Raw genomic sequence first — 20716 nt, 5'->3', positions numbered from 1 at the left:
CCGGCGCGGGGCGCGCGGCTCAGCCGCCCGTGCCCTCCCAGCCGAACTTTTCCTTCGCCTCGGCCGCGGTATAGCGGCCTAGGCGCACGTCCTCGGCCACCAGCGCCGGGTCGCGGTCTTCGGGTTTGCCGTAACCCCCGCCGCCCGGCGTGCGCACGTGCACCCGGTCGCCCGCCGCAAGCGCGATGTCCTGCGCCTTGGACAGGTGCTCGGGCACGATCCGCTGGCCACTCTGCGTCACCACGACCTTGTTCACGCCGCCATCCGAGCCGCCCAACGCGCCCTGCGGCCCGAACCGCCCGTGGTCCATGACAAAGCTCGCCCGCGCGTTGCCCTTCAGGATCTCCACCTCGTAGTCGAGGCCGAAGCCGCCCCGGTGCGCCCCCGCCCCGCCCGACCCCTCGTGCAGGGCGTAGCGGTGGTAGAGCACGGGAAACTGCTGCTCCATGATCTCGACCGGGGGCGACTTGGAGATGCCGATGGTGGAACAGCCATTCGAGATGCCGTCGCCCCCCGCATAGCCGCCGTAACCGCCGCCCGAGATCTGGTACATCACGTAGCTGCGGCCCTCCTCGGGCACCTCGCCGCCCAGCGCGAAGTTGCCCGACGACCCGGCGGGCGCCGCCGTGACAATATCGGGCAAAGGCCCCACCAGCGCGGCAAAGACCGCCTCGGCGATCCGCTGGCTGACCTCGGCGGCGCAGCCCGACACGGGCCGCGGGTAGCGCGCATCGAGGAACGTGCCCTCGGGGCGCCTGATGCGCAGCGGCTCGAACGCGCCCGCGCTTATCGGCACCTCGGGGAAGATGTGGCGCATGGCCAGGTAGACCGAACTTTGCGTGGTCGCCCAGACCGAGTTCATCGGCCCCCGACAGGGATCGGAGGAGCCGGTGAAGTCGAACTCCAGCGTCTCGCCATCCGAGGTGACTGCCAGCCGGATCTCGAGCGGTTCGTTCACCACCCCGTCGCTGTCGATGAAGGCGCTCGCCTCGTAGCGGCCCGCCGGAATGCGCGAAATGCAGGTGCGCATCTGCTGGGCCGCGCGTGTGCGCAGCTCGCCGATGGCTTCCTGCACGGTGGCATCGCCGTAGCGGTCGAGCAGACGGAACAGCCGCGCCTGCCCCACGTACAGCGCCGCCGCCTGCGCCTTGACGTCGCCGATCCGCTGGTCGGCCACGCGGATGTTGGAACAGATGATGCCGTAGATTTCCGGGTCCAGCTCGCCTTCCTTGAACAGACGCACAGGCGGCAGGCGCAGGCCCTCCTGCTCGACCGCCGTGGCGCTGGCGGAAAACCCGCCGGGCACCGCGCCGCCGGTGTCGGGCCAGTGGCCGGTGTTGGACAGCCAGCAGAAGATCTCGCCATCGCGCCAGACCGGCATGGCAAAGCGCACATCCATCAGGTGCGTGCCGCCAAGGTAGGGGTCGTTGACGATGTAGATGTCGCCGGGCTTGGGCGCCACGGCGCGGCCCTCGCGGATCATCTCGATCAGCGTGCCGGTGGAAAACTGCATGGTGCCCACGAAGACCGGCAGGCCTTGCGAGCCTTGGGCGATCAGGCTGCCGTCCTGCGCGGAATAGATCCCGTCCGAGCGGTCGTTCGCCTCGGCGATCACGGGGGAGAAGGCCGCGCGGGAAAAGCTCAGGTCCATCTCGTCGCAGACCTGCTGCAGGCCGGACTGGATGACCGAAAGGGTGATCGGGTCGATGCTCATGCGCGGGCCTCCCCCAGTGTAACGATCAGGTTGCCGTCATGGTCCTGCACGGCCACGTCGCCCGGCTCCATCACCAGCGTGCAGTCCATCTGCTCGACGATGGCGGGGCCCGTCACCGTGGCCTCGGCGGGCAGGAAATCGCGCCAGTAGACCGGCGTATCGGTCCAGCCGTCGAACCAGACCTCGCGCGTGCCGGTCTGCGCCTCGGCCAGCGTCGCCTTGCGGGCACTGGCGTCGATCAGCAGCGACAGGTCCACCTCGGGCCGCCGGCCGATGACCGAGGTGTTCACGTTGACCAGCGCGGGCCGGATCTCGGGCAGGCTGACCTGGAAGCGCTTGAAATACGCCTCCTCGAACCGGGCGCGCAGATCCTCTTTCGTGGGCACCCCGTCGGGCAGCGGCACGCGAAGCAGGTGGGTCTGGCCGATGAACTGCATGTCGACCGAATGCACCACCCGCAGCTCGGCGATCTCGACCCGCTCGCGCCCGATGGCGGCGGTCCCGTCCTCGGTCTGGCGGGCAAAGGCCGCGTGCACTTCGTCCATGTCGCAGGTGTCGAGCGGCGTGTTGATGGTCTGCACGAAGTCGTGGCGCAGGTCGGCCACGATGCAGCCCAGCGCATTGGTGATCCCGGGCCGCGCGGGCACAAGCACGCGCGGCACGCCAAGTTCCCGCGCGATGGCGCAGGCATGCAGCGGCCCCGCCCCGCCAAAGGCGAAAAGCGCAAAATCCCTCGGGTCCTCGCCCAGCGAGATCGAGACCATGCGTACGGCGTCGGCCATCTTGGCAGTCGCGATGCGCAGCACGGCGGCGGCGGCCTCGGTCGCATCCAGCCCCAGCGGCGTGCCGAGCCGGTCGGCAAAGGCATCGCGGATGGTGTCGAGCGTGACCTCGCCCGAGATGGTGTTGAGCCGCCCGGGGTTCATCCGTCCCAGCAACATGTTGGCGTCGGAAATCGTCGGCTCCGTCCCGCCCTTGCCGTAGCAGATCGGCCCCGGCGTCGATCCCGCGCTGTCCGGGCCCACCTGCAGCAGCCCCGCCGCATCGACCCGCGCGATGGAGCCGCCACCCGCGCCCACGGTGCGCACGTCCACCATGGGCACGTGGATCGGCATGGCATACTCGATCTCGATCTCGTGCGAGACAGCCGGATCGGCGCCCCGGATCATCGCCACGTCGGTCGAAGTGCCGCCCATGTCGTAGGTCAGAAGATCCGGAATGCCCGCGCGCCGCCCGGTATAGGCGGCGGCCATGACGCCAGAGGCGGGGCCCGACATGACCGTCTTGGCGGCTTCCTCGGCCACGATCCGGGCCGAGACCATGCCGCCGTTGCCGTTCATCACCAGCAGGTCGCGCCCGTAGCCGCGCTCGCTCAGCCGGTCGGCAAGGCGTTCGACGTAGCGCCGCAGCAGCGGCTGGACGCTCGCGTTGACCGCCGCCGTCACACCGCGCTCGAACTCGCGGCTCTCCGACAGCAGCGCATGGCCCAGCGTAATATCCCCGTTGGGCCATTCCTCGCGCGCGATCTGCCCCGCGCGCAGTTCGTGCGCGGGGTTGGCGTAGGCGTGCAGGAAGTGGATCACGAGGGATTCGCAGCCCGCGTCCCGCAGAGCACAAACGGCGGCGCGCAGGGCGTCCTCGTTCAGCGGCAGATACTCCGACCCGTCCGCCAGCATCCGCTCGGGCACCTCGAGCCGCAGGTCGCGCGGGATCAGCGGGCGGAACTGGCCCTTCATGCCATAGGCCTGCGGCCGCGTGCGACGGCCCAGCTCCAGCACGTCGCGGAAGCCCTGCGTGGTCACCAGCCCCGTCTTGCACAGCCGCCGTTCGAGCACCGCGTTGGTGGTGGTCGTCGTGCCGTGCACGATCAGGTCCAGCGCGGCGGCGTCCACTTGGGCCGCGTCAAGCGCGTCGAGCACGCCATGCGCCTGGTTTTCCAGCGTGGTCGGCACCTTGGCCAGCCGCACGGCGCGGGCGCGGCTGTCGTAATGGACGAGGTCGGTGAAGGTGCCGCCCACGTCGATCCCGGCAAAGCTGCCGGTCAGGTCTGTCTGTTTAGTCATTCGGTCCCGTTCTCGCGCTGCGCCAGGATGGCGGCCCGCACGGTGGCGGGGGTGGCGGGCAGGTGGTGGATGCGCGCGCCGCTGGCATGCGCAATGGCGTTGAGCACGGCAGGCGCGGTGGGGATCAGGCAGTGCTCGCCCAGCCCCTTCGCTCCAAAGGGCCCGTGTTCATCGCCGGATTCGATGATGATGGACTCGATCGGTGGCACGTCCCCGATGGTGGGGATGAGGTAGTCGTGCAGGTTCTCGGTCCGGCCCGGCAGGAATTCCTCCATCAGCGCGAGGCCAAGGCCCTGCGCCACGCCGCCCTCGATCTGGCCCTCGACCAGCAGCGGGTTGATCGCGCGCCCCACGTCATGCGCCGCCACGATGCGCAGCAGCTTCACGGTGCCCAGCTCCAGATCCACCTCAAGCTCGGCCATCTGCGCGGTGGTGCCGAAGACGGCGTAGGGCACCCCCTGCCCGTTCTCGTCGAGCGGCAGGGTCGGCGGGTCGTAGCTTTCAGTCACCTCCAGCGCGTAGCCCTCGTCCTGCGGCAGTTCCACCCGGCGCTTCTCGCCGCCCTCGCTGAGGACAATCGTCCCGTCCTCGAAACCGATCTCCGCCCCCTCACCCACGTTGCCCAGCCGCAGGATCTGCGCGCGCAGCGCCGCGCCCGCCAGGCGGGCCGCGTTGCCGGTGATGAAGGTCTGGCGGCTGGCCGATGTCTTGCCCGCGTCGGGCGTCACGTCCGTATCCGGGCCGACAAGCGCCACCTGCGACACCGACACGCCCAGCGCCTCGGCGAAGATTTGGGTGATGACCGTGTTCGATCCCTGCCCGATGTCCATGGCGCCCTGGTGCAGCACGACCTCCCCCGCGGGTGTCACCCCCGCGCGGATGGTCGAGGGGTTCGACATGGAGGTATTGCCGCAGCCGTACCAGCCGCCCGCCACGCCCACGCCGCGCTTGACCGTGTCGTGCGTTGCGTTGAACTGCTCCGCCCCGGCCAGCGCCCAGGCCCAATGCGGCTCCAGCGCCTCGAAACAGGCCTCGATCCCCATGCCGGTCTCGAAGACCTGTCCCGTCACCGTAGGATCGCCGTTGCGCAGGCAGTTGAGCTTGCGGAAGGCCAGCCGGTCCATCCCGAGCTTTTCGGCCAGCATGTCGAACAGCTGCTCCTGCGCCACCGCCGACTGCGGCACGCCGAAGCCGCGAAAGGCCCCCGAAGGCGCGGTGTTGGTGTGCACGCCTGCGCTGTCGGCGCGGTAGTTGGGGGTGAGGTAGGGCCCCGAGGCATGGATCGGCACGCGGTTGGCCACGGTCGGCCCCCAGCTTGCGTAAGCCCCGGTGTTGAACACCCCGTCAAAGGTCTCGGCCACCAGCCGCCCCTCCGCGTCCGCACCGATCTCCATGCGGATCTCGGAAGGGTGCCGCTTGGTACTGCTCGCGATGCTCTCGGTCCGGGTGTAGGCGATCCGCACGGGCCGGTTCAGCCGCCAGGCCGCCAGCGCCACGTAGGGCTGCGCGGTGAGGTCGAGTTTCGACCCGAACCCCCCGCCCGTCGCCGTGGGCAGGATGCGCACGTCGCCCGGAGCAAGGCCGAGGATGCGGGCAAGCCCGTCGCGGTTCATGTAGGGCGCCTGCGTGCAGCACTGCACCTCGATCCGATCGCCAACGCGCCGCGCGACAGCGGCCTCGGGCTCGATATAGGCGTGTTCGATGAAGCCGGTGGAGAAATCGCCCGACACCACATGCGCCGCCCCCGGCATGGCGCCCGCCGCATCGCCCCGCGCCACGCGGCCCCGGCACATCACGTTGTCCGCGCGGGTGCCGTGAAGCTGCGCCGCCTCCGCCGCGCCGCGCGGGGTCAGGTTGGCGGGCCGTTCCTCCCACGTGACGGGAAAGTCCGGCAGCGCCGCCAGCGCCTCGGGCGTGCCCACCACGGCGGCCACGGCCTCACCCTTGAAGCGCGTCTCGCCCTCGGCAAAGACGGGCTGATCCTCGAAGCCGGGAATGACGCCGAAACAGTTTTCGCCGGGCACGTCCTTTGCCGTCAGCACCAGCTCCAGCCCGGCGGCCGCGCGGTAAGCGTCGAGGTCGCCAAAGGTGAACCCCGCCCGGTGAAAGGGCGACCGGATCACCCGCAGCGACAGCGCATCGGCGGGCGCCACGTCGTCGCCGAAGCGTTCCAGCCCTGCCACCTTGGGCCAGCCGTCCAGCCGCTCGACCCGCGCGCCCACTCCGCCCTCGGAAACTGGAGCCCTGTCGCCCTCGGCGACCAGCGCCTTGTGGCGCGACGCATCCAGCACCGCATCGATGATCTTGCGATAGCCTGTGCAGCGGCACAGCACGCCGCCCAGTGCATCGGCCACCGCCGCCTCGTTCAGCGCCCCGCCCCGGCGCAGCAGCGCCGCGGCCGAGACCATCATGCCCGGCGTGCAGATCCCGCATTGCGCCGCCTGATGACGCTGGAAGGCCGCGGCAAGGCGCTGCCCCTCGGGGCCTTCCAGAAGCCCCCGCTGCGTCTCGACCACGCGGCCCTCAACCTGCCCGGCGGCGGTGATGCAGGCGCAGACCGCCTCGCCATCCAGCAGCACGGTGCAGGCCCCGCAATCGCCCGCGTTGCACCCGACCTTCACGTCGCGTGCCCCCGCCCGTTCGCGCAGCACCTCCGACAGCCGGGCCGCGGGGTCGGCGCCCAGGATCACGGCCTCGCCGTTCAGGGTCAGGGCGATGCCGCCCTTGGGGTCGTCAAGTGACATCGCGCACCTCCATGGCGTCGGTGATGGTCCGGGCGATCAGGGTGCGCACGGCCTCGCGCCGGTAGGCGGCGCTGGCGCGCACGTCGTCGATGGGGGTAAGCCCCGGCAGATCGGCCCCCGCCACGATCCCCGGCACCTCTGCCACTGTCGCGCCGGTCAGCGCCTCCTCGAGCCCGCGCAGCCGCACGGCCACGGGCGAACAGGACCCGACCGAGACGCGGGCGCGGCTGATCGCGTTGCCGGAAACCTCGACCACCGCGGCAACCATGGCGATGGAGATCACAAGGTACTTGCGTGCCCCGAGCTTGCGGAACGCCCCCTGCCCCGTGGCCTCGGGCACCAGCACGGCGCTCACGATCTCGCTCGGCCGCAGGTCCACGTTGCGCGGCCCACGGATGAACTGCTCCAGCGCCACCCGGCGCGGCCCCTCCGGCCCCGCGACCTCCACCTGCGCGTCCAGCGCCATCAGCGCGGGCACGCCGTCGGCGGCGGGCGAGGCGTTGCAGATGTTGCCCGCCACCGTGCCGGTGTTCTGGATCTGCACCGACCCCACCTCGCGCGCGGCCCCTTTCAGCCCGGCAAAGCAGGCGGGCAGCTCGGCGCGCAGCACGTCGGTCCACGTGGTCGCCGCCCCGATCCGCCAGAGCCCGTCCCGAAGGGAAATCCCCCGCAGCCCCGCAACGCGGGTCAGGTCCACCATGCGCGAAGGCGGCGGTCCGTCACGCAGCCCCGGGTAAACATCCGTCCCGCCCGCGAGAACCACGGCACCGCCGCCCAGAAGCGACAGGGCCTCGTCGAGCGATTCGGGGCGATGAAGCGTCATGGCTGGCCTCGGGGCTGGCCCGGCAGGGGCCGGGGCTTCGTTCGTATGCAAACAATACAGTCAGACGCTACGAACTTGCCCGAAAACCTGTCAATCGCGGTGATGAGCCAAAGGGCGAAAATCGGAAACTCGTTCGTAGACGAATGGCTTTTCGCACAGGATTTCACAGCGCCCGGCGCGGAATCGGGCGCGGCAGGCCCGCGCCCCGCGGCCTTGCTGAAAACATCACCGAAAGCGCCGGGCCGCCCCGCCCCGCGCCCCGGACCACGGCAAAACCGTTGACAGGGCAAAGAGTGCCGTGCGTTCGTATACAAATGAATATGCGGCCCGACCTGCAAGGCACCGCCCAGCCCCCGGAGCACCCCGCGTGAGCGAGACACCGACGAAACGCGCCAAGGACGACAAGCCGGAGAAGATCCGCTGCGATGCCTGTCCGGTGATGTGCTACATCGCCGAAGGCCGCTCCGGCGCCTGTGACCGTTACGCCAACGAGGGCGGAGAGCTTGTCCGCCTCGACCCGCTGACCATCCTGCAGAACCGCGACGAGGGCGCGCCGGTCGTGCCCTTCCTAGACCGCGAATGGGACGGCGACATCGTCTCGGGGGACGAAACCTTCATCACCGCCGTGGGCTCGGGCACGACCTACCCGGACTACAAGCCCGCGCCCTTCATCGTCGCCTCCAAGGTGGCCGACGCCGACATGATAACCGTCGTGACAGAGGGCATCTTCAGCTACTGCGGCGCCAAGGTGAAGCTCGACACCGACCGGCACCTCGGCTCCGAATGCGCCCCCGTCCGCGCCGAGGGCGAGGTGATCGGCCATGTCACCACCTCCGAATACGGCAGCCAGATGCTCAGCCTCGGCGGCGTGAACCACCTCACCGGCGGCTCCAAGAAGGAAGGCCGCGCCACCTGCAACGCGCTGCTGGCGCTCTGCAACGGCGAGAACGTGGAGCTGACCATCGACAAGGGCGCCGAGCTCGAGATCACCGCCGGGCAGGCGCCCGTGGTGAACGGTTTGCGCGAGGAACGCATGCGCGTGGGCTGCGGCTCGGCCACCGTGGGCATGTTCGCCGCGCAGTGGAAGGGGCTTGTCGACGAGGTGGTTGTGGTCGACGACCACATCACAGGCGTCATGTCCGAACACCAGGCGGGCAAGGTCATCGGCTGGGACCCCACCGGCATCCGCATCAAGGGCCGCCGCTCGACCCCGGGGCGCTATTTCCAGGTGGCCGAACCCGGCACCGGCTGGGGCGGCACGGACCTCACCGACCCTCTGACCATCCTCGACACATGGCAAGAGGCCAAGGGCGCCCGCCCCGGCCTGTCGCTGCTCATGGTCTCGACCACGGGCGAGAACGCCGCCTACTACGAGCTGAACGACGATCTGATCCCCGTGCAGCACGAGATGCCCGACAGGCTGAAACCCTCGGTCGCGCGGATCGAGGAGAACTGCGAACCCTCCTTGGCCTCGGTCCTGTTCATGGCGGGCGCAGGCGGCAGCCTGCGCTCGGGCGTGACCGAGAACCCCGTGTCCCTGACGCGCTCGGTGCAATCGCGGCTGACCCGCGTGACCGTGGGCGGCGCGCCGGTCTTCACCTGGCCGGGCGGCGGCATCACCTTCATGGCCGATGTCACGCAGATGCCGAAACACGCCTTCGGCTACGTGCCCACCCCGGCGCTCGTCGCCCCAATCGAATTCACCATGAGTGCCGCCGATTATGCCGCGCTGGGCGGCCACATGGACTACGTCATGCCCATCGGCGAGGCGCTGAAGGGCGCGCGCGGGCGGCAGAACGACCACCGGCTGTCCGGACAACGCGCCGAATGGCGCAAGGACGGCGCGCCATGGCCCCTGCCCCGCGACAAGGCGCAGGCAAAATGAGCTGGACCGAGCGCCCCACCGCCCACGCCCTGCCCGACGGGCGGTTGCGGCTGGTGCACGGTCCCATCGACCTGATCCTGGGCGCCGACGGCCCGGACACGGCCGTGCGCGCCGCCTTCCGCCGCGCGCACGAGACCTTCGAGCCGATCCTGCCCGCGCTCGCCGCCGAGCTGCCCCGCCTGCGCGCGGCCAGTGGCCCCGATCCCGAGGGCGACGTGGCACGCACCATGCTGCGCGCCACGCGCCGCTTTGCGCCGGCCTTCGTCACGCCCATGGCCGCCGTCGCGGGGGCCGTGGCCGACCACGTTCTCGCCGCCATGCTGACAGGCGACCACGGCCTCACCCGCGCCCATGCCAACAACGGGGGCGACATCGCGCTCTGGACCTCCCAAGCGCCCTATACCCTGGCCGTTTGCGAGAACCCCGTCGCGGGCGATCCCGGCGCACGGGCGAAAATTGGCGCAGGCGACGGCGTGGGCGGTGTCGCGACCTCGGGCTGGCGCGGGCGCTCGCATTCGCTGGGCATCGCCGACGCGGTCACCGTGCTGGCGCGCAGCGCGGCGCAGGCCGATGTGGCCGCCACGCTCATCGCCAATGCCGTGGACCTGCCCGGCCACCCCGCCGTCACCCGCGAACCCGCCTGCGAAATAGCCCCCGACAGCGACCTCGGCGACCGCCCGGTGACCGTGGGCGTGGCGACGCTGTCGCCCGCCGCGCGCGCCCATGCGCTGGACCGCGGCGCGGCCATCGCGCAGGACTTCCTTGCCCGCGGCCTCATCGCCGGGGCCTGCCTCGCCTGCCAGGGCGAACGCCGCATCACGGGCCGGGGCCTTGCCCCCGCCCTGCCCCAGGACGACACGACGGAGCTTCTCCATGCCTGAGCCGCAGATCCGCAAGAGCGCGATCCTCACCGAAACCGTCTTCCACGAAGGCGGCCCCGCCCCCGAGAAACCCCTGCGCCGCGCCGCCGCCATGACGGTGATCGCCAACCCCTTCGCCGGTCGCTACGTCGAGGAGATCGAGGGCTTCATGGAAGACCTCAAGCCGCTCGGCGCGCAGATGGCGCAGGACCTGATCGACGCGCTCGGCGGCGACGCGGCCCTGATCGAGGGCTACGGCAAGGGCGCCATCGTCGGCACCAATGGCGAGGTCGAGCACGGCGCGCTCTGGCACGTGCCCGGCGGCTACGCCATGCGCGCCAAGATCGCCGAGAGCATGGCCATCGTGCCCTCGACCAAGAAGCTCGGCGCCCCCGGCACTCGGCTCGACGTGCCGATCACCCACACCAACGCCTCCTACGTGCGCTCGCATTTCGACGCGATGGAGGTGGGCCTGCCCGACGCGCCCAAGGCTGACGAGATCCTGCTGGTGCTCGTGATGACCACCGGCGGGCGCATCCATGCCCGCGTTGGCGGGCTCGAGGCAAAGGACGTGAAGGGCGAGGACGGCTTGCGGTGAAGATCCGGCGCATCATCACGCTCTCCGAGATCACGCGGACCGAGATGGGCCAGCCCGTCTCGCCCCCCGCGCGGCGCGCGCTGGCGGCGGCGGTGATCGCCAACCCCTTTGCCGGGCGCTACGCCGAGGACCTGACCGAGCTGATGGAGACCGGCGCCACGCTGGGCGGGATGCTGTGCGAGGAGGCCCTGATCGCCCTCGGAGGCACGGCCGGGGACGTGCAGGGCTACGGCAAGGCCGCGCTCGTGGGCGAGGACGGCGAGCTGGAACACGCAGCTGCCCTGCTGCACCCGAAACTCGGCGCGCCGCTGCGCGCGGTGATCGGCGGCGGCAAGGCGCTGGTACCCTCGTCCAAGGCCATGGGCGGGCCGGGCACGGTGCTCGACGTGCCGCTCGGCCACAAGGACGCGGCCTACGTGCGCTCGCACTTCGACGGGATGCGAATCCAGCTGCCCGACGCCCCCCGGCGGGACGAAATCCTGATCGCCGTGGCCCTGCAACGCACGGGCCGCCCCAATCCCCGCGTGGGGGGCCTTGCCCACGAGGACGTCACCGGCGCGGACGGTCTGCGCTAGGAAGCTCACCCGAAGGAGGACTGAACATGTCGATTTTCGTCAAGAACGCCTGGTATGTCGCCGCCTGGTCCACCGAGATCGACGATCAACTCCGACGCTTCACCATCCTCGACGAACACATCGTCATGTTCCGCAAGTCCGACGGCAGCGTGGCCGCCCTCGAGGACCGCTGCCCGCACCGGCACCTGCCGCTGTCCAAGGGCAAGCGCATCGGCGACACGGTGCAATGCGGCTACCACGGGCTGACCTTCGACGGCACCACCGGCATGTGCACCCGCGTGCCCGGCCAGACCAACCTGCCCAGGTCCGCCTACGTCACCAGCTACGCCATCGAGGAACGCCACGGCATCGTCTGGATCTGGATGGGCGATCCCGAAACGGCCGATCCCTCCACGATCTTCGACATGCCGCAGTTCACCGACCCCAACTGGGCCGTCCACCACGGCGATGCCCTGCACGTGCAAAGCAACTACCTCAACGTGGCCGAGAACCTCGTCGACCCGGCCCACGTCAGCTTCGTCCACCCCACGACGCTCGGCAACGCGGCCTCGGAGAACGTGCCCGTCCACGTCCAGACCGAGGGCGAGGCCATCGTCGCATGGCGCTGGATCCGCGACGCCGAACCCATCGGCTTCTTCAAGAACTTCGGCGATTTCGACGGCAACGTGGACCGCTGGCATTACTACTATCTCTACACCCCCTGCACCGCCATGATCGACTTCGGCTCAGCGCCGGCCGAGGCCGCCATCGGAGAGGACGAACGCGACAAGGGGGTGCGCATCTTCGCCCTGCATTTCATCACCCCCGTGACCGAGACCTATTCCATCGACCGCTGGATGCACGTCCGCAACACCGCGCTCGACGACCCGCAGGCCGAGGAAACCATGGACAAGATGTTCCGCACCGCCTTCCAGGAGGACAAGGAGATCCTCGAAGCCGTGCAGGCCGAGGAAAACCGCCCCGCCAAGCGGCGGCCCATCCGCATCGCAATCGACAAGGGTCCGCTTGTCTATCGGAAGCGGATCAACGAACTTCTCGAGAAAGAGAGAACGGAAGACCTGGCAAGCGACCCCTCGCCGGCCTTCGTCTACCACGACTGACCGGCATCAAGACCGGCCTTCCGGCGGAACCCTACCGCCGCCCAACAGGAGAGACACGCGACATGACACTGACGAGACGCATGATCCTGGCCGCCGCATCGGCGCTGGCGATCGCCCCCGTCGCCGCCTCGGCGCAGGACACCATCAAGGTCGGCGAGATCAACCACTACAAGCGCATGGCCGCCTTCGCCGAGCCCTACCGCAAGGGCATCGAGCTGGCGCTGGAAGAGATCAACGCCGACGGCGGCGTTCTGGATACCGAGCTCGAGTTCGTCTTCCGCGACGACCAGGGCGACCCGGCCGAGGCGATCCGCATCGCCGAGGAACTGATGACCCGCGAAGGCGCGGTCATGCTGACCGGCTCGATCCTGTCAAACGTCGGGCTGGCGCTCTCGTCCTTCGCGGCGGAAAAGGATTACCTCTACCTCGCCGCCGAACCGCTGGCCGACAGCCTCGTCTGGGGCTCGGGCAACCCCAACACCTTCCGCCTGCGCGCCTCGACCTGGATCCAGGCCGCCATGCTGGCGGAAGAGGCCGCCAAGACCGACGCGGTGAAATACGCTACCATCGCGCCCAACTACGCCTACGGGCAGGACGCCGTGGCCGCCTTCAAGGAAAACCTCACCCGGCTGAAGCCCGACGTGGAGTTCGTGGCCGAACAGTGGCCCGCGCTCTTCAACATCGATGCCGGCGCCGAGGTGCAGGCCATCGAACGCTCCAAGCCCGACGCGATCTTCAACGTGACCTTCGGCACCGACCTGGCACGCCTCGTGCGCGAGGGCGGCGACCGCGGCCTTTTTGACGGGCGCGACGTCTACGGCCTGCTCACCGGTGAACCCGAATACCTCGACCCGCTGGGCGACGAGGCCCCCGAGGGCTGGTTCGTGACCGGCTACCCCTGGTACGGCTTCGAGGACGGCACCCCCGAAAAGGCCTTCGTCGACGCCTACATGGACTACTCCGGCGAAACGCCCAAAATCGGTTCGCTGGTGGGCTACCTCACCGCCTATTCCATCGCCGCCGCCATCGAGGAAGCGGGCTCGACCGAGACCGAGGCCCTGATCGAGGCCTTCGAAGGGCTGGAAATCCCCGACACGCCCATCGGCACGCTGTCCTACCGCGAGATCGACAACCAGTCGACGATGGGCGCCTATGTCGGCACCCTCGCGCTCGAAGACGGCGCGGGCGTCATGGTCGACTGGGAATACAAGACCCCCGACGGCTACATGCCCTCCGACGAGGAAATCATGGAAATGCGCCCGGCAGACTGACGGACGCCGTCCGGCGGGGGCTCGTCCCTTTGTCCCCGCCGGGCACCCGAATTCCCGCACCGTTTCGCCCGCAGGGGCGCGCCGGGCCGCCCGCGCGGTCCGCGCCCGACACCCTCCCGCCGGGTGACCAGACGGGTGCCGACACTGCCCAAGGACCCCACACGCCATGGCCTTCTTCTTTGCCCAGTTGCTGACCGGCCTCGCCAACGCCTCGTCGCTTTTCCTCGTGGCGTCGGGCCTGTCGCTGATCTTCGGCGTCACCCGCATCGTGAACTTCGCCCACGGCTCCTTCTACATGCTGGGAGCCTTCATCGGCGTCACCCTGATGGAGGTTCTGCCGGGGCATTTCGGCTTCTGGGGCTCGATCCTGCTCACCGGTCTTGCCGTTGGGCTGATCGGCGCCATCGTGGAAATCGTCGTCCTCCGCCCGATCTACCGCGCGCCCGAGCTGTTCCAGCTTGTCGCGACCTTCGGCGTGATCCTCGTGATCCAGGACCTCACCCTGATGATCTGGGGCGCCGAGGACCGGCTGGGCCCCCGCGCCCCCGGCCTGCGCGGCATCTGGCGGATCTTCGGCGAACCGGTCCCGAAGTACGACATCGTGCTGATCGCCATGACGCCCTTCATCCTCTTTGGCCTCTGGTATCTCATCACCCGCACGCGGCTTGGCGTGCTGGTCCGTGCCGCCACACAGGACCGCGAGATGGTCGGCGCGCTCGGCGTGAACCAGGCCTGGCTCTTCACCGGCGTCTTCGCGCTCGGCTCGGCGCTCGCCGGCTGGGGCGGCGCGCTGCAACTGCCCAAGGGCGGGGCGGATCTGCTCATGGACTTCAACATCATCGGCACGATCTTCGTGATCGTGGTAATCGGCGGAATGGGCAGCCTGCCCGGCGCCTTCATCGCCGCCGTCCTGATCTCGGTGCTGAACGTGCTGGGCGTGACCTACCTGCCCTCCTCCACGCTGGTCCTGATGTTCGTGGTCATGGCGGTGGTGCTCATCATCCGGCCCTACGGCCTTCTGGGTCGCGAGGAAGTGGCCGGCGAACACGGGCAGGTCGGCGCGCCGGAGACACCCATCCGCCCCTACGGCCGCCTCGGGCAGGCGGTCATCGCGGGGCTGCTGGTGCTCATGGCGCTGCTGCCGCTGGTGGCGGACCAGTTCCTGCTGATCCTGACCATCGATATGATCGTCTTCGCCCTCTTCGCGGCCTCGCTGCACTTCATCCTCGGCACCGGGGGCCTCGTCAGCTTCGGCCACGCCGCCTTCTTCGGCGGCGGCGCCTACGCGGCGGCGCTGCTGGTCTACCACTTCGACACACCGATGGAGATCGCCTTCCTCTTCGCGCCGCTCGCCGCGGGCCTACTGGCCCTCGGCATCGGCTGGTTCTGCATCCGCCTCACCGGCGTCTACTTCGCCATGCTGACGCTCGCCTTCAGCCAACTCGTCTGGTCGCTCGCCTACCAGTGGCGCGCGGTCACGCGCGGCGATGACGGGCTCATCAGCATCTGGCCCACCGACTGGCTCAGCGGCACCGTGCCCTACTACTACTTCACCCTCATCCTCGGCGTCGGCGGCATCCTCTTCCTGCGCCACGTGATCCACGCGCCCTTCGGCTATGCCCTGCGCGCGGGCCGCGACAGCCCCCGCCAGGCCGAGGCCATGGGCATCGACGTCAAGCGCATCCAGTTCGCCGCCTTCGCCCTCGCGGGCGTCATGGCGGGCCTCGCAGGCGGCATGTTCGTCTTCTCCAAGGGCTCGGTCTTCCCCACCGAGCTGGAAATCGCGGCCAGCTTCGACGCGCTCATCGTGGTCTTCCTCGGCGGCGTGAAGACGCTCGCCGGCGGCGTGGTCGGCGCGGGCTTCATGACCGTGGTCGAGGACTGGCTCACCCGGCTCGAATACTGGCGCCTGCTGCTCGGCCTCGTCATCATCGCCGTCGTCATCATCGCCCCCGAGGGCATCGTCGGCTCCATCCGCAGCGCCTGGGCGCGGTACCGCGGCACCGGCGACGAGGAGGTCGCGAAATGAGCGAGATCCTGAGGGTCGAGAACCTGAAGAAAAGCTACGACGGCTTCGTCGCGGTCAACGGCGTGTCCTTCGGCGTCGCCAAGGGCGAGCTCAAGGCCCTGATCGGTCCCAACGGCGCCGGCAAGTCCACCTGCTTCAACATGCTCACCGGCCAGCACCGCCCCACCGAGGGCGAGGTCTTTCTCGACGGCGAGAACATCACCGGCCGCAAGACCCGCGATGTCTGGCGCAAGGGCGTCGGCCGCACCTTCCAGATCACCGGCACCTACCAGAGCATGACGGTGATCGAGAACGTGCAGATGGCCCTCATGAGCCACCACCGCAAGCTCTTCTCCATGATGCCCCGCGCGTGGAAGCTCTACCGGGACGAGGCCTTCGAGTTCCTCGACACCGTCGCCATGGCCGATCAGGCCGACCGCCCCTGCTCGGTGCTGGCCTACGGCGACCTCAAGCGGCTGGAACTCGCCATCGCGCTCACCCACCGGCCGCGCCTGCTGCTCATGGACGAACCCACCGCCGGCATGGCGCCCAGCGCCCGGATCGAGCTCATGCAGCTCGTCGCCGACATCGTGAAGGACCAGGGCGTCTCGGTCCTGTTTACCGAGCACGACATGGACGTGGTCTTCGCCCACGCGCATCACATCATGGTGCTGAACCGGGGCGAGCTCATCGCCGACGGCAGCGTCACCGAGGTGCGCAACAACCCGCAGGTCCAGGAGGTCTACCTGGGCGGCGGAACGCTCTTCAAGGAGGAGGACGCCCATGCTTAGCGTCGAGGCCGTGCACAGCTACTACGGCAAGGCCCATATCCTCGACGGGCTCAGCTTCGAGGTCCGCCGTGGCGAGGTCGTGGCCCTCCTGGGCCGCAACGGCGCGGGCAAGTCCACCACCATGAAATCGGTCATGCAGCTGGTCCGCCCCCGGCAGGGCCGCGTCATGTTCCAGGGCGCCGACCTCGTGGGCGAGCCCTCCTACCGCGTGGCGAAATCCGGCATCGGCTACGTCCCCGAGGACCGCCGCATCTTCACCGACCTCACGGTGATGGAGAACCTCGAGGTGGGCCGCCAGCCCGCCCGCAAGGGCGCGCCCGACTGGACGATCGAGCAGCTCTTCGACATCTTCCCGAACCTCAAGGAACGCCGCACCAACCGCGGCAAGCACATGTCGGGCGGCGAACAGCAGATGCTCACCATCGCCCGCACTCTCATGGGCAACCCGCTGCTCCTGCTGCTCGACGAACCCTCCGAGGGCATCGCCCCCGTGATCGTCGAGCAAATGGCCGAGACCATCAAGACGCTCAAGGCCGAGGGGCTGACCGTCATGATCTCGGAGCAGAACCTGCATTTCGCCCGCGCCGTGGCCGACCGCGCCATCATCATCGAGGGCGGCGAGAAGAAGTTCGACGGCAGCTTCGCCGAGCTCGAGGCCCAGCCGGAGATCCGGGATGCCTACCTCTCGGTCTGACGCCACGCCGGGCTTGCCCCGCGCGGCCTGCCCAACTACGCAGGCGCCCACCCATCCGGAGGACGCCCCCGTGACCAGCGACGTCAGGCCCCGCACCAGCGCCGACCACGGCTACGTGCTCGACGACCAGATCGGCTTTCTGCTGCGCCGCGCCTACCAGCGCAATTCCACGCTCTTCCTGTCGATGGTGCCCGGCAACCTGACCACCACGCAGTTCTCGGTGATGAACCGCCTGGCCGAGGACGGGCCCATGTCGCAGAACCACCTCGGGCGTTCCGTCGCCATGGACGGCGCCACCACCAAGGGCGTGGTCGACCGGCTGATCGCGCGCGGCCTCCTGCAGACCCGCCGCGACCCGCAGGACCGCCGCCGCCACCTCGTCTCGCTCACCCCCGAGGGCGTGGCCGTCATCGACGAGGCCGTCGAGGCCGCCATCCGCGTGACCGAGGAAACCCTCGCCCCCCTGCGGGAAAAGGAACGCGAGACGCTGCTGAAGCTGCTGACCAAGATCAGCTGACGCAAGCCCTCACGCCTCGTCTTCCTCGGGCTGGAAGACCTCCTCGATGGTCAGGCCGAACAGCCGCGCGATCGCGAAGGCCAGCGGCAGGCTCGGATCGTAACGCCCCCGTTCAAGCGCATTGACCGTCTGCCGCGACACCTTCAGCCGCGTGGCGAGATCGGCCTGCGACCAGCCCCCCTGCCTGCGCAGTTCGTGGATGCGGTTCCTCATCGGAAGCGGAACCGCCCGACCATGACGCCAACGAACCAGAACGAGGCCATGACCGGCCAGACCAGGAACATCGACAGCCGCGGCAGGCCCACCCCCTCGAGAAACCCGTAACCGAAGGTGATGAGCGCGGTGCCCGCAAAGGCCACTGCCAGCGCCTCGAGCTGAACCCGGCGCTGCAACTCGTCGAGTTGCCGGATGCTGCGGACCACGACCCAGCAGATGAAGAGCGCGGGGAGCATCGGCAGAAGCGCCAGCAGCAGCCGCGCTGCCTGGCCTTCGACCCCGTCTGACAGAACAGTCTGCGACAGCACCAGCAAAGCCCCGTAGGCGGCCAACCCGAGCATCAGGTAAAGAAATCCGCGCATGACATCCCCCGCAATGTAAAACATACTTTACATACGCAAGGGGCGCCACGCAGTCAAGCACGCTTTACATTTCGTTATCAAGCGCCCCACCCGCACCTCGCGCAACAGGCCCCCTCCCCCTGACAGGGGAGGTTAGGGAGGGGGCGACTACCGCCGTTCGGCACGCAGCCAGACACCGCCTTCGGGCCGCAGCGTCAGGATCATCACCGGCTCAGGCACCCGCCCCGGCATGGCCCCGAACCGGAAATTCTTCAGCATCGTGGCGAGGATCATCACCGCCTCCTGCGTGGCGAAGGACGCCCCGATGCAGACCCTGGGGCCGTCGCCGAAGGGCAGGTAGGCGTAGCGCTCGGGCTTCTCGCCCTCCCAGCGGTCGGGGCGGAAGGCGTCGGGGTCGTCCCAGAGCAGCCGGTGCCGGTGCAACGCGTAGATCGGCAGGATGACCGTATCGCCCTTGCGGATCTCGCGCCCGCAGAGCTCGTCCGGCCCCAGCGCAGTGCGCGACACCATGCCGGCGGGCGGATAGAGCCGCAGCGCCTCGTCCACCACGCGGCGCACGGCCGGCAGCGCGGCCACGTCCTCGCCCGTGGCGGCGTCGCCGCTCACCACGGCGTCCACCTCGGCGCACACCTCTTCCTGCACATCGGGATCGAAGGCCAGCAGGTAGAGCGACCACGCGAGCGTCAGCGCCGTGGTCTCGTGCCCCGCCACGATGAAGGTCAGCAGGTTGTCGCGGAGCTCGGACGTCGTCATCTTGCGACCGCTCTGCGGGTCCTCGCCCTCGCGCAAAAGGTCCAGCAGGTCCGCCACCTCGCCCTCGCCCCTCTCGCGGCGCGCCTCGATCACCTCGTCGGCCATGGCCTTCATGTCGCCGACACCGCCCGCGGCAAAGCTGCGGCGCGGGCGCGGCACCCAGTCGGGCAGGCCAAGTATGTCGAAAAGCGAGATCTTGCCCGCCGCCCCGATATAGGCGTCGATCGCCGCGTGCACCGCGTCACGCTCGAAGCCCTCGCCACCCGAAAACGTCACGTCCGAGATCACGTCGAAGGTCGTCGTCACCATCTCGGCCAGGAAATCCACCGGCGCCCCCTCGGCCGCCGCGATCCGCTCCACCGACCGCCGCGCAGCACCTGCCATGACCGGTGCCAGCGCCATCATGTTGCGGTGCGAAAAGACCGGCGCCGCCGTGCGACGCTGCCAGCGCCATTCCGCGCCCTCGGCGATGAACATCGACTCGCCGATGGCCGGGCGCAGCAGGTTTTTGGTCACCAGCGACTTGGGATAGTTGCCGATGTTCTCGCGCAGCACCCGGCGGTTGGCCTCGGGGTCCATGACCATGTGCCAGCGCACACCGGTCTTGCCCGAGACCATGGGCTGCCGCGTGGCGAGATCGGGAATGATCGACAGCACGTTGCGGCGCGAGGCCTGAAGGCTGGCCCAGAGGCCCATGGGTTTCGTCACCAGCGGGACGCGCACGGGAACGGGCTGTCGGATCGGCTCGTGTCGGGTCATGTCTCCCCCTTTCCACAGAAGATAGCTGCGGCAGGGGCCGGGGCAATTGCAAGCCGGGCCCCGCTCCGATAAGCCTGCCCGGACCCGACCAAGGAGCGTTCCATGCGCCGCGCCGCCCTGATCCTGAGCCTTCTCGCCCTCGCCGCCTGTGCGGCCCCGACCGAGGACCTGAAGGAGCCCGTCGAACCCTTGGGCGATTTCCGCCTCGGCTTCAGCGAAGTCGTCGCCCCCAACCTCACCAAGCGGCTCGTCTCCTACGACGTGACGCCAGAGGAATGGATCGCCGCCGTCGACGAGGCGGTCGAGACCCGCTTTTCCCGCTTCGAAGGCAGCCGCTACTACCACATGGGCATCAGCGTCGAGGAATACTCGGTGCCGCAGCCGATCGTGCCCGGCAAGTCCGCGCTCGCGCTTCGCGTGACCGTCTGGGACGACGCCGCGCAGGCCAAGTTGAACCAGGAAACCAAGGTCATCACGGTGATCCAGGTGATCGAGGCACGCATGGCCAGCACGCGCGAGGAGCGGGTGCAGATCATGGCCGAACAGGCCGCCCGGAACATCGAAACATGGCTGCGCACCCAGATGCGCACAGAGGGCTGGTTCACCGGCAACGCCACGACCACCGCCACGACGGCCCAGGGCACCGCACCGCCCCCCGAGGCGCCCGAGACCACCGGCGGAACCGTGCTTTCGGACGCGGATCTTGCCGCGCCCGCGGCCGCCGTCCAGTAGCCCCGGTGACGGGCGCTCAAGCCCCTGTGACCTCTGGGCCCGGGGGCGTTCCCACGCCGCAAACCCGGCTTGATTTTCCGCGCCCGAGTCAATAAACGGCGCGCGATGTGGAACCGGGTCGGCTCCGACCCATGACAACTGACGAGGCGTCTGGAAAGATGGCAAAGGAAAAGTTTGAGCGCGGCAAGCCGCACTGCAACATCGGCACGATCGGTCACGTCGACCACGGCAAGACGACGCTGACGGCGGCG

19 protein-coding genes are annotated in these 20716 nt (G+C 69.3%); 12 read left to right on the top strand and 7 right to left on the bottom strand.

Annotation, left to right across the window (positions count from 1 at the left end; genetic code table 11):
* Positions 1-19 precede the first annotated feature (19 nt).
* From C8N44_RS12655 to C8N44_RS12640, 4 genes are read right to left on the bottom strand one after another with little or no spacing between them, the layout of a single operon-like run.
* A complete protein-coding gene (locus C8N44_RS12655) occupies positions 20-1714 on the bottom strand; it encodes a hydantoinase B/oxoprolinase family protein (RefSeq protein ID WP_107977100.1) in 1695 nt (564 codons plus the stop codon).
* The gene (locus C8N44_RS12650; protein WP_107977098.1) at positions 1711-3777 is read right to left on the bottom strand and encodes a hydantoinase/oxoprolinase family protein; all 2067 of its coding nucleotides are present in this window, start codon (positions 3775-3777) and stop codon (positions 1711-1713) included. The genes C8N44_RS12655 and C8N44_RS12650 overlap by 4 nt, the downstream gene beginning before the upstream one ends.
* Positions 3774-6521, bottom strand: a complete 2748-nt coding sequence (locus C8N44_RS12645) for a molybdopterin-dependent oxidoreductase (RefSeq protein WP_107977097.1) — start codon at positions 6519-6521, stop codon at positions 3774-3776. The genes C8N44_RS12650 and C8N44_RS12645 overlap by 4 nt, the downstream gene beginning before the upstream one ends.
* On the bottom strand, positions 6511-7344 hold the full coding sequence (locus tag C8N44_RS12640; protein ID WP_107977095.1) for an FAD binding domain-containing protein: 834 nt from the start codon (positions 7342-7344) through the stop codon (positions 6511-6513). The genes C8N44_RS12645 and C8N44_RS12640 overlap by 11 nt, the downstream gene beginning before the upstream one ends.
* Before the next feature lie 439 nt (positions 7345-7783).
* Between C8N44_RS12640 and C8N44_RS12635 the strand changes: the two genes are divergently transcribed.
* From C8N44_RS12635 to C8N44_RS12590, 10 genes are all read left to right on the top strand, one after another.
* On the top strand, positions 7784-9229 hold the full coding sequence (locus tag C8N44_RS12635; protein ID WP_244641079.1) for a 6-hydroxynicotinate reductase: 1446 nt from the start codon (positions 7784-7786) through the stop codon (positions 9227-9229).
* Positions 9226-10110: a UPF0280 family protein gene (locus C8N44_RS12630; RefSeq protein ID WP_107977090.1), complete on the top strand. Its 885-nt coding sequence runs from the start codon at positions 9226-9228 to the stop codon at positions 10108-10110. The genes C8N44_RS12635 and C8N44_RS12630 overlap by 4 nt, the downstream gene beginning before the upstream one ends.
* Positions 10103-10687: an amino acid synthesis family protein gene (locus C8N44_RS12625; protein WP_107977088.1), complete on the top strand. Its 585-nt coding sequence runs from the start codon at positions 10103-10105 to the stop codon at positions 10685-10687. Before C8N44_RS12630 ends, C8N44_RS12625 begins: the two co-directional genes overlap by 8 nt.
* Positions 10684-11262 (top strand): amino acid synthesis family protein, encoded by a 579-nt coding sequence (locus C8N44_RS12620; protein ID WP_107977086.1) that lies wholly within the window; start codon positions 10684-10686, stop codon positions 11260-11262. The genes C8N44_RS12625 and C8N44_RS12620 overlap by 4 nt, the downstream gene beginning before the upstream one ends.
* A 26-nt stretch (positions 11263-11288) precedes the next feature.
* Complete coding sequence (locus C8N44_RS12615) at positions 11289-12362, top strand: aromatic ring-hydroxylating dioxygenase subunit alpha (RefSeq protein WP_107977084.1); 1074 nt, start codon at positions 11289-11291, stop codon at positions 12360-12362.
* Between the two features lie 62 nt (positions 12363-12424).
* Entirely contained in the window at positions 12425-13633 is a 1209-nt protein-coding gene (locus tag C8N44_RS12610; RefSeq protein WP_107977082.1) for an ABC transporter substrate-binding protein, read from the top strand.
* 166 nt (positions 13634-13799) lie between these two features.
* Positions 13800-15662, top strand: coding sequence for an ABC transporter permease (locus C8N44_RS12605; RefSeq protein ID WP_107977080.1), 1863 nt, complete (start codon positions 13800-13802; stop codon positions 15660-15662).
* A complete protein-coding gene (locus C8N44_RS12600) occupies positions 15659-16432 on the top strand; it encodes an ABC transporter ATP-binding protein (RefSeq protein WP_107977078.1) in 774 nt (257 codons plus the stop codon). The genes C8N44_RS12605 and C8N44_RS12600 overlap by 4 nt, the downstream gene beginning before the upstream one ends.
* A complete protein-coding gene (locus C8N44_RS12595; protein WP_107977076.1) occupies positions 16425-17126 on the top strand; it encodes an ABC transporter ATP-binding protein in 702 nt (233 codons plus the stop codon). The genes C8N44_RS12600 and C8N44_RS12595 overlap by 8 nt, the downstream gene beginning before the upstream one ends.
* 70 nt (positions 17127-17196) lie before the next feature.
* Positions 17197-17643, top strand: a complete 447-nt coding sequence (locus C8N44_RS12590; RefSeq protein ID WP_244641077.1) for a MarR family winged helix-turn-helix transcriptional regulator — start codon at positions 17197-17199, stop codon at positions 17641-17643.
* A 9-nt stretch (positions 17644-17652) separates the two neighbouring features.
* Here the strand turns inward: C8N44_RS12590 and C8N44_RS12585 are convergent, their stop codons facing one another.
* From C8N44_RS12585 to C8N44_RS12575, 3 genes are all read right to left on the bottom strand, one after another.
* The gene (locus tag C8N44_RS12585) at positions 17653-17856 is read right to left on the bottom strand and encodes a helix-turn-helix transcriptional regulator (protein WP_107977072.1); all 204 of its coding nucleotides are present in this window, start codon (positions 17854-17856) and stop codon (positions 17653-17655) included.
* Positions 17853-18221 (bottom strand): hypothetical protein, encoded by a 369-nt coding sequence (locus C8N44_RS12580; protein ID WP_107977070.1) that lies wholly within the window; start codon positions 18219-18221, stop codon positions 17853-17855. Before C8N44_RS12580 ends, C8N44_RS12585 begins: the two co-directional genes overlap by 4 nt.
* Before the next feature lie 147 nt (positions 18222-18368).
* Positions 18369-19733 carry a cytochrome P450 gene (locus C8N44_RS12575; RefSeq protein WP_107977068.1) on the bottom strand — a complete coding sequence of 455 codons (1365 nt, stop codon included), beginning with the start codon at positions 19731-19733 and terminating at the stop codon, positions 18369-18371.
* 102 nt (positions 19734-19835) lie between these two features.
* Between C8N44_RS12575 and C8N44_RS12570 the strand changes: the two genes are divergently transcribed.
* Positions 19836-20465, top strand: a complete 630-nt coding sequence (locus tag C8N44_RS12570; protein WP_107977067.1) for a hypothetical protein — start codon at positions 19836-19838, stop codon at positions 20463-20465.
* A gap of 158 nt (positions 20466-20623) precedes the next feature.
* On the top strand, positions 20624-20716 hold a 93-nt coding region (locus C8N44_RS12565), incomplete at its 3' end, for a GTP-binding protein (protein ID WP_227446961.1).

Origin of the sequence: Allosediminivita pacifica, assembly GCF_003054175.1 — a bacterium.
GTDB classification, from domain to species: Bacteria; Pseudomonadota; Alphaproteobacteria; order Rhodobacterales; family Rhodobacteraceae; genus Allosediminivita; species Allosediminivita pacifica.
Note: the sequence above shows the minus strand (reverse complement) of the source record. Positions and strands in the feature narration are given on the sequence as shown.

Excerpts from the sequence above, each read along its gene's own strand:
- C8N44_RS12615 (WP_107977084.1), top strand. The coding sequence starts at position 11,289 with ATGTCGATTTTCGTCAAGAACGCCTGGTATGTCGCCGCCTGGTCCACC.
- C8N44_RS12645 (WP_107977097.1), bottom strand. The coding sequence starts at position 6,521 with ATGTCACTTGACGACCCCAAGGGCGGCATCGCCCTGACCCTGAACGGC.
- C8N44_RS12605 (WP_107977080.1), top strand. The coding sequence starts at position 13,800 with ATGGCCTTCTTCTTTGCCCAGTTGCTGACCGGCCTCGCCAACGCCTCG.
- C8N44_RS12595 (WP_107977076.1), top strand. The coding sequence starts at position 16,425 with ATGCTTAGCGTCGAGGCCGTGCACAGCTACTACGGCAAGGCCCATATC.
- C8N44_RS12640 (WP_107977095.1), bottom strand. The coding sequence starts at position 7,344 with ATGACGCTTCATCGCCCCGAATCGCTCGACGAGGCCCTGTCGCTTCTG.
- C8N44_RS12650 (WP_107977098.1), bottom strand. The coding sequence starts at position 3,777 with ATGACTAAACAGACAGACCTGACCGGCAGCTTTGCCGGGATCGACGTG.
- C8N44_RS12580 (WP_107977070.1), bottom strand. The coding sequence starts at position 18,221 with ATGCGCGGATTTCTTTACCTGATGCTCGGGTTGGCCGCCTACGGGGCT.
- C8N44_RS12625 (WP_107977088.1), top strand. The coding sequence starts at position 10,103 with ATGCCTGAGCCGCAGATCCGCAAGAGCGCGATCCTCACCGAAACCGTC.
- C8N44_RS12585 (WP_107977072.1), bottom strand. The coding sequence starts at position 17,856 with ATGAGGAACCGCATCCACGAACTGCGCAGGCAGGGGGGCTGGTCGCAG.
- C8N44_RS12600 (WP_107977078.1), top strand. The coding sequence starts at position 15,659 with ATGAGCGAGATCCTGAGGGTCGAGAACCTGAAGAAAAGCTACGACGGC.
- C8N44_RS12575 (WP_107977068.1), bottom strand. The coding sequence starts at position 19,733 with ATGACCCGACACGAGCCGATCCGACAGCCCGTTCCCGTGCGCGTCCCG.
- C8N44_RS12570 (WP_107977067.1), top strand. The coding sequence starts at position 19,836 with ATGCGCCGCGCCGCCCTGATCCTGAGCCTTCTCGCCCTCGCCGCCTGT.
- C8N44_RS12610 (WP_107977082.1), top strand. The coding sequence starts at position 12,425 with ATGACACTGACGAGACGCATGATCCTGGCCGCCGCATCGGCGCTGGCG.
- C8N44_RS12655 (WP_107977100.1), bottom strand. The coding sequence starts at position 1,714 with ATGAGCATCGACCCGATCACCCTTTCGGTCATCCAGTCCGGCCTGCAG.
- C8N44_RS12635 (WP_244641079.1), top strand. The coding sequence starts at position 7,784 with ATGTGCTACATCGCCGAAGGCCGCTCCGGCGCCTGTGACCGTTACGCC.
- C8N44_RS12630 (WP_107977090.1), top strand. The coding sequence starts at position 9,226 with ATGAGCTGGACCGAGCGCCCCACCGCCCACGCCCTGCCCGACGGGCGG.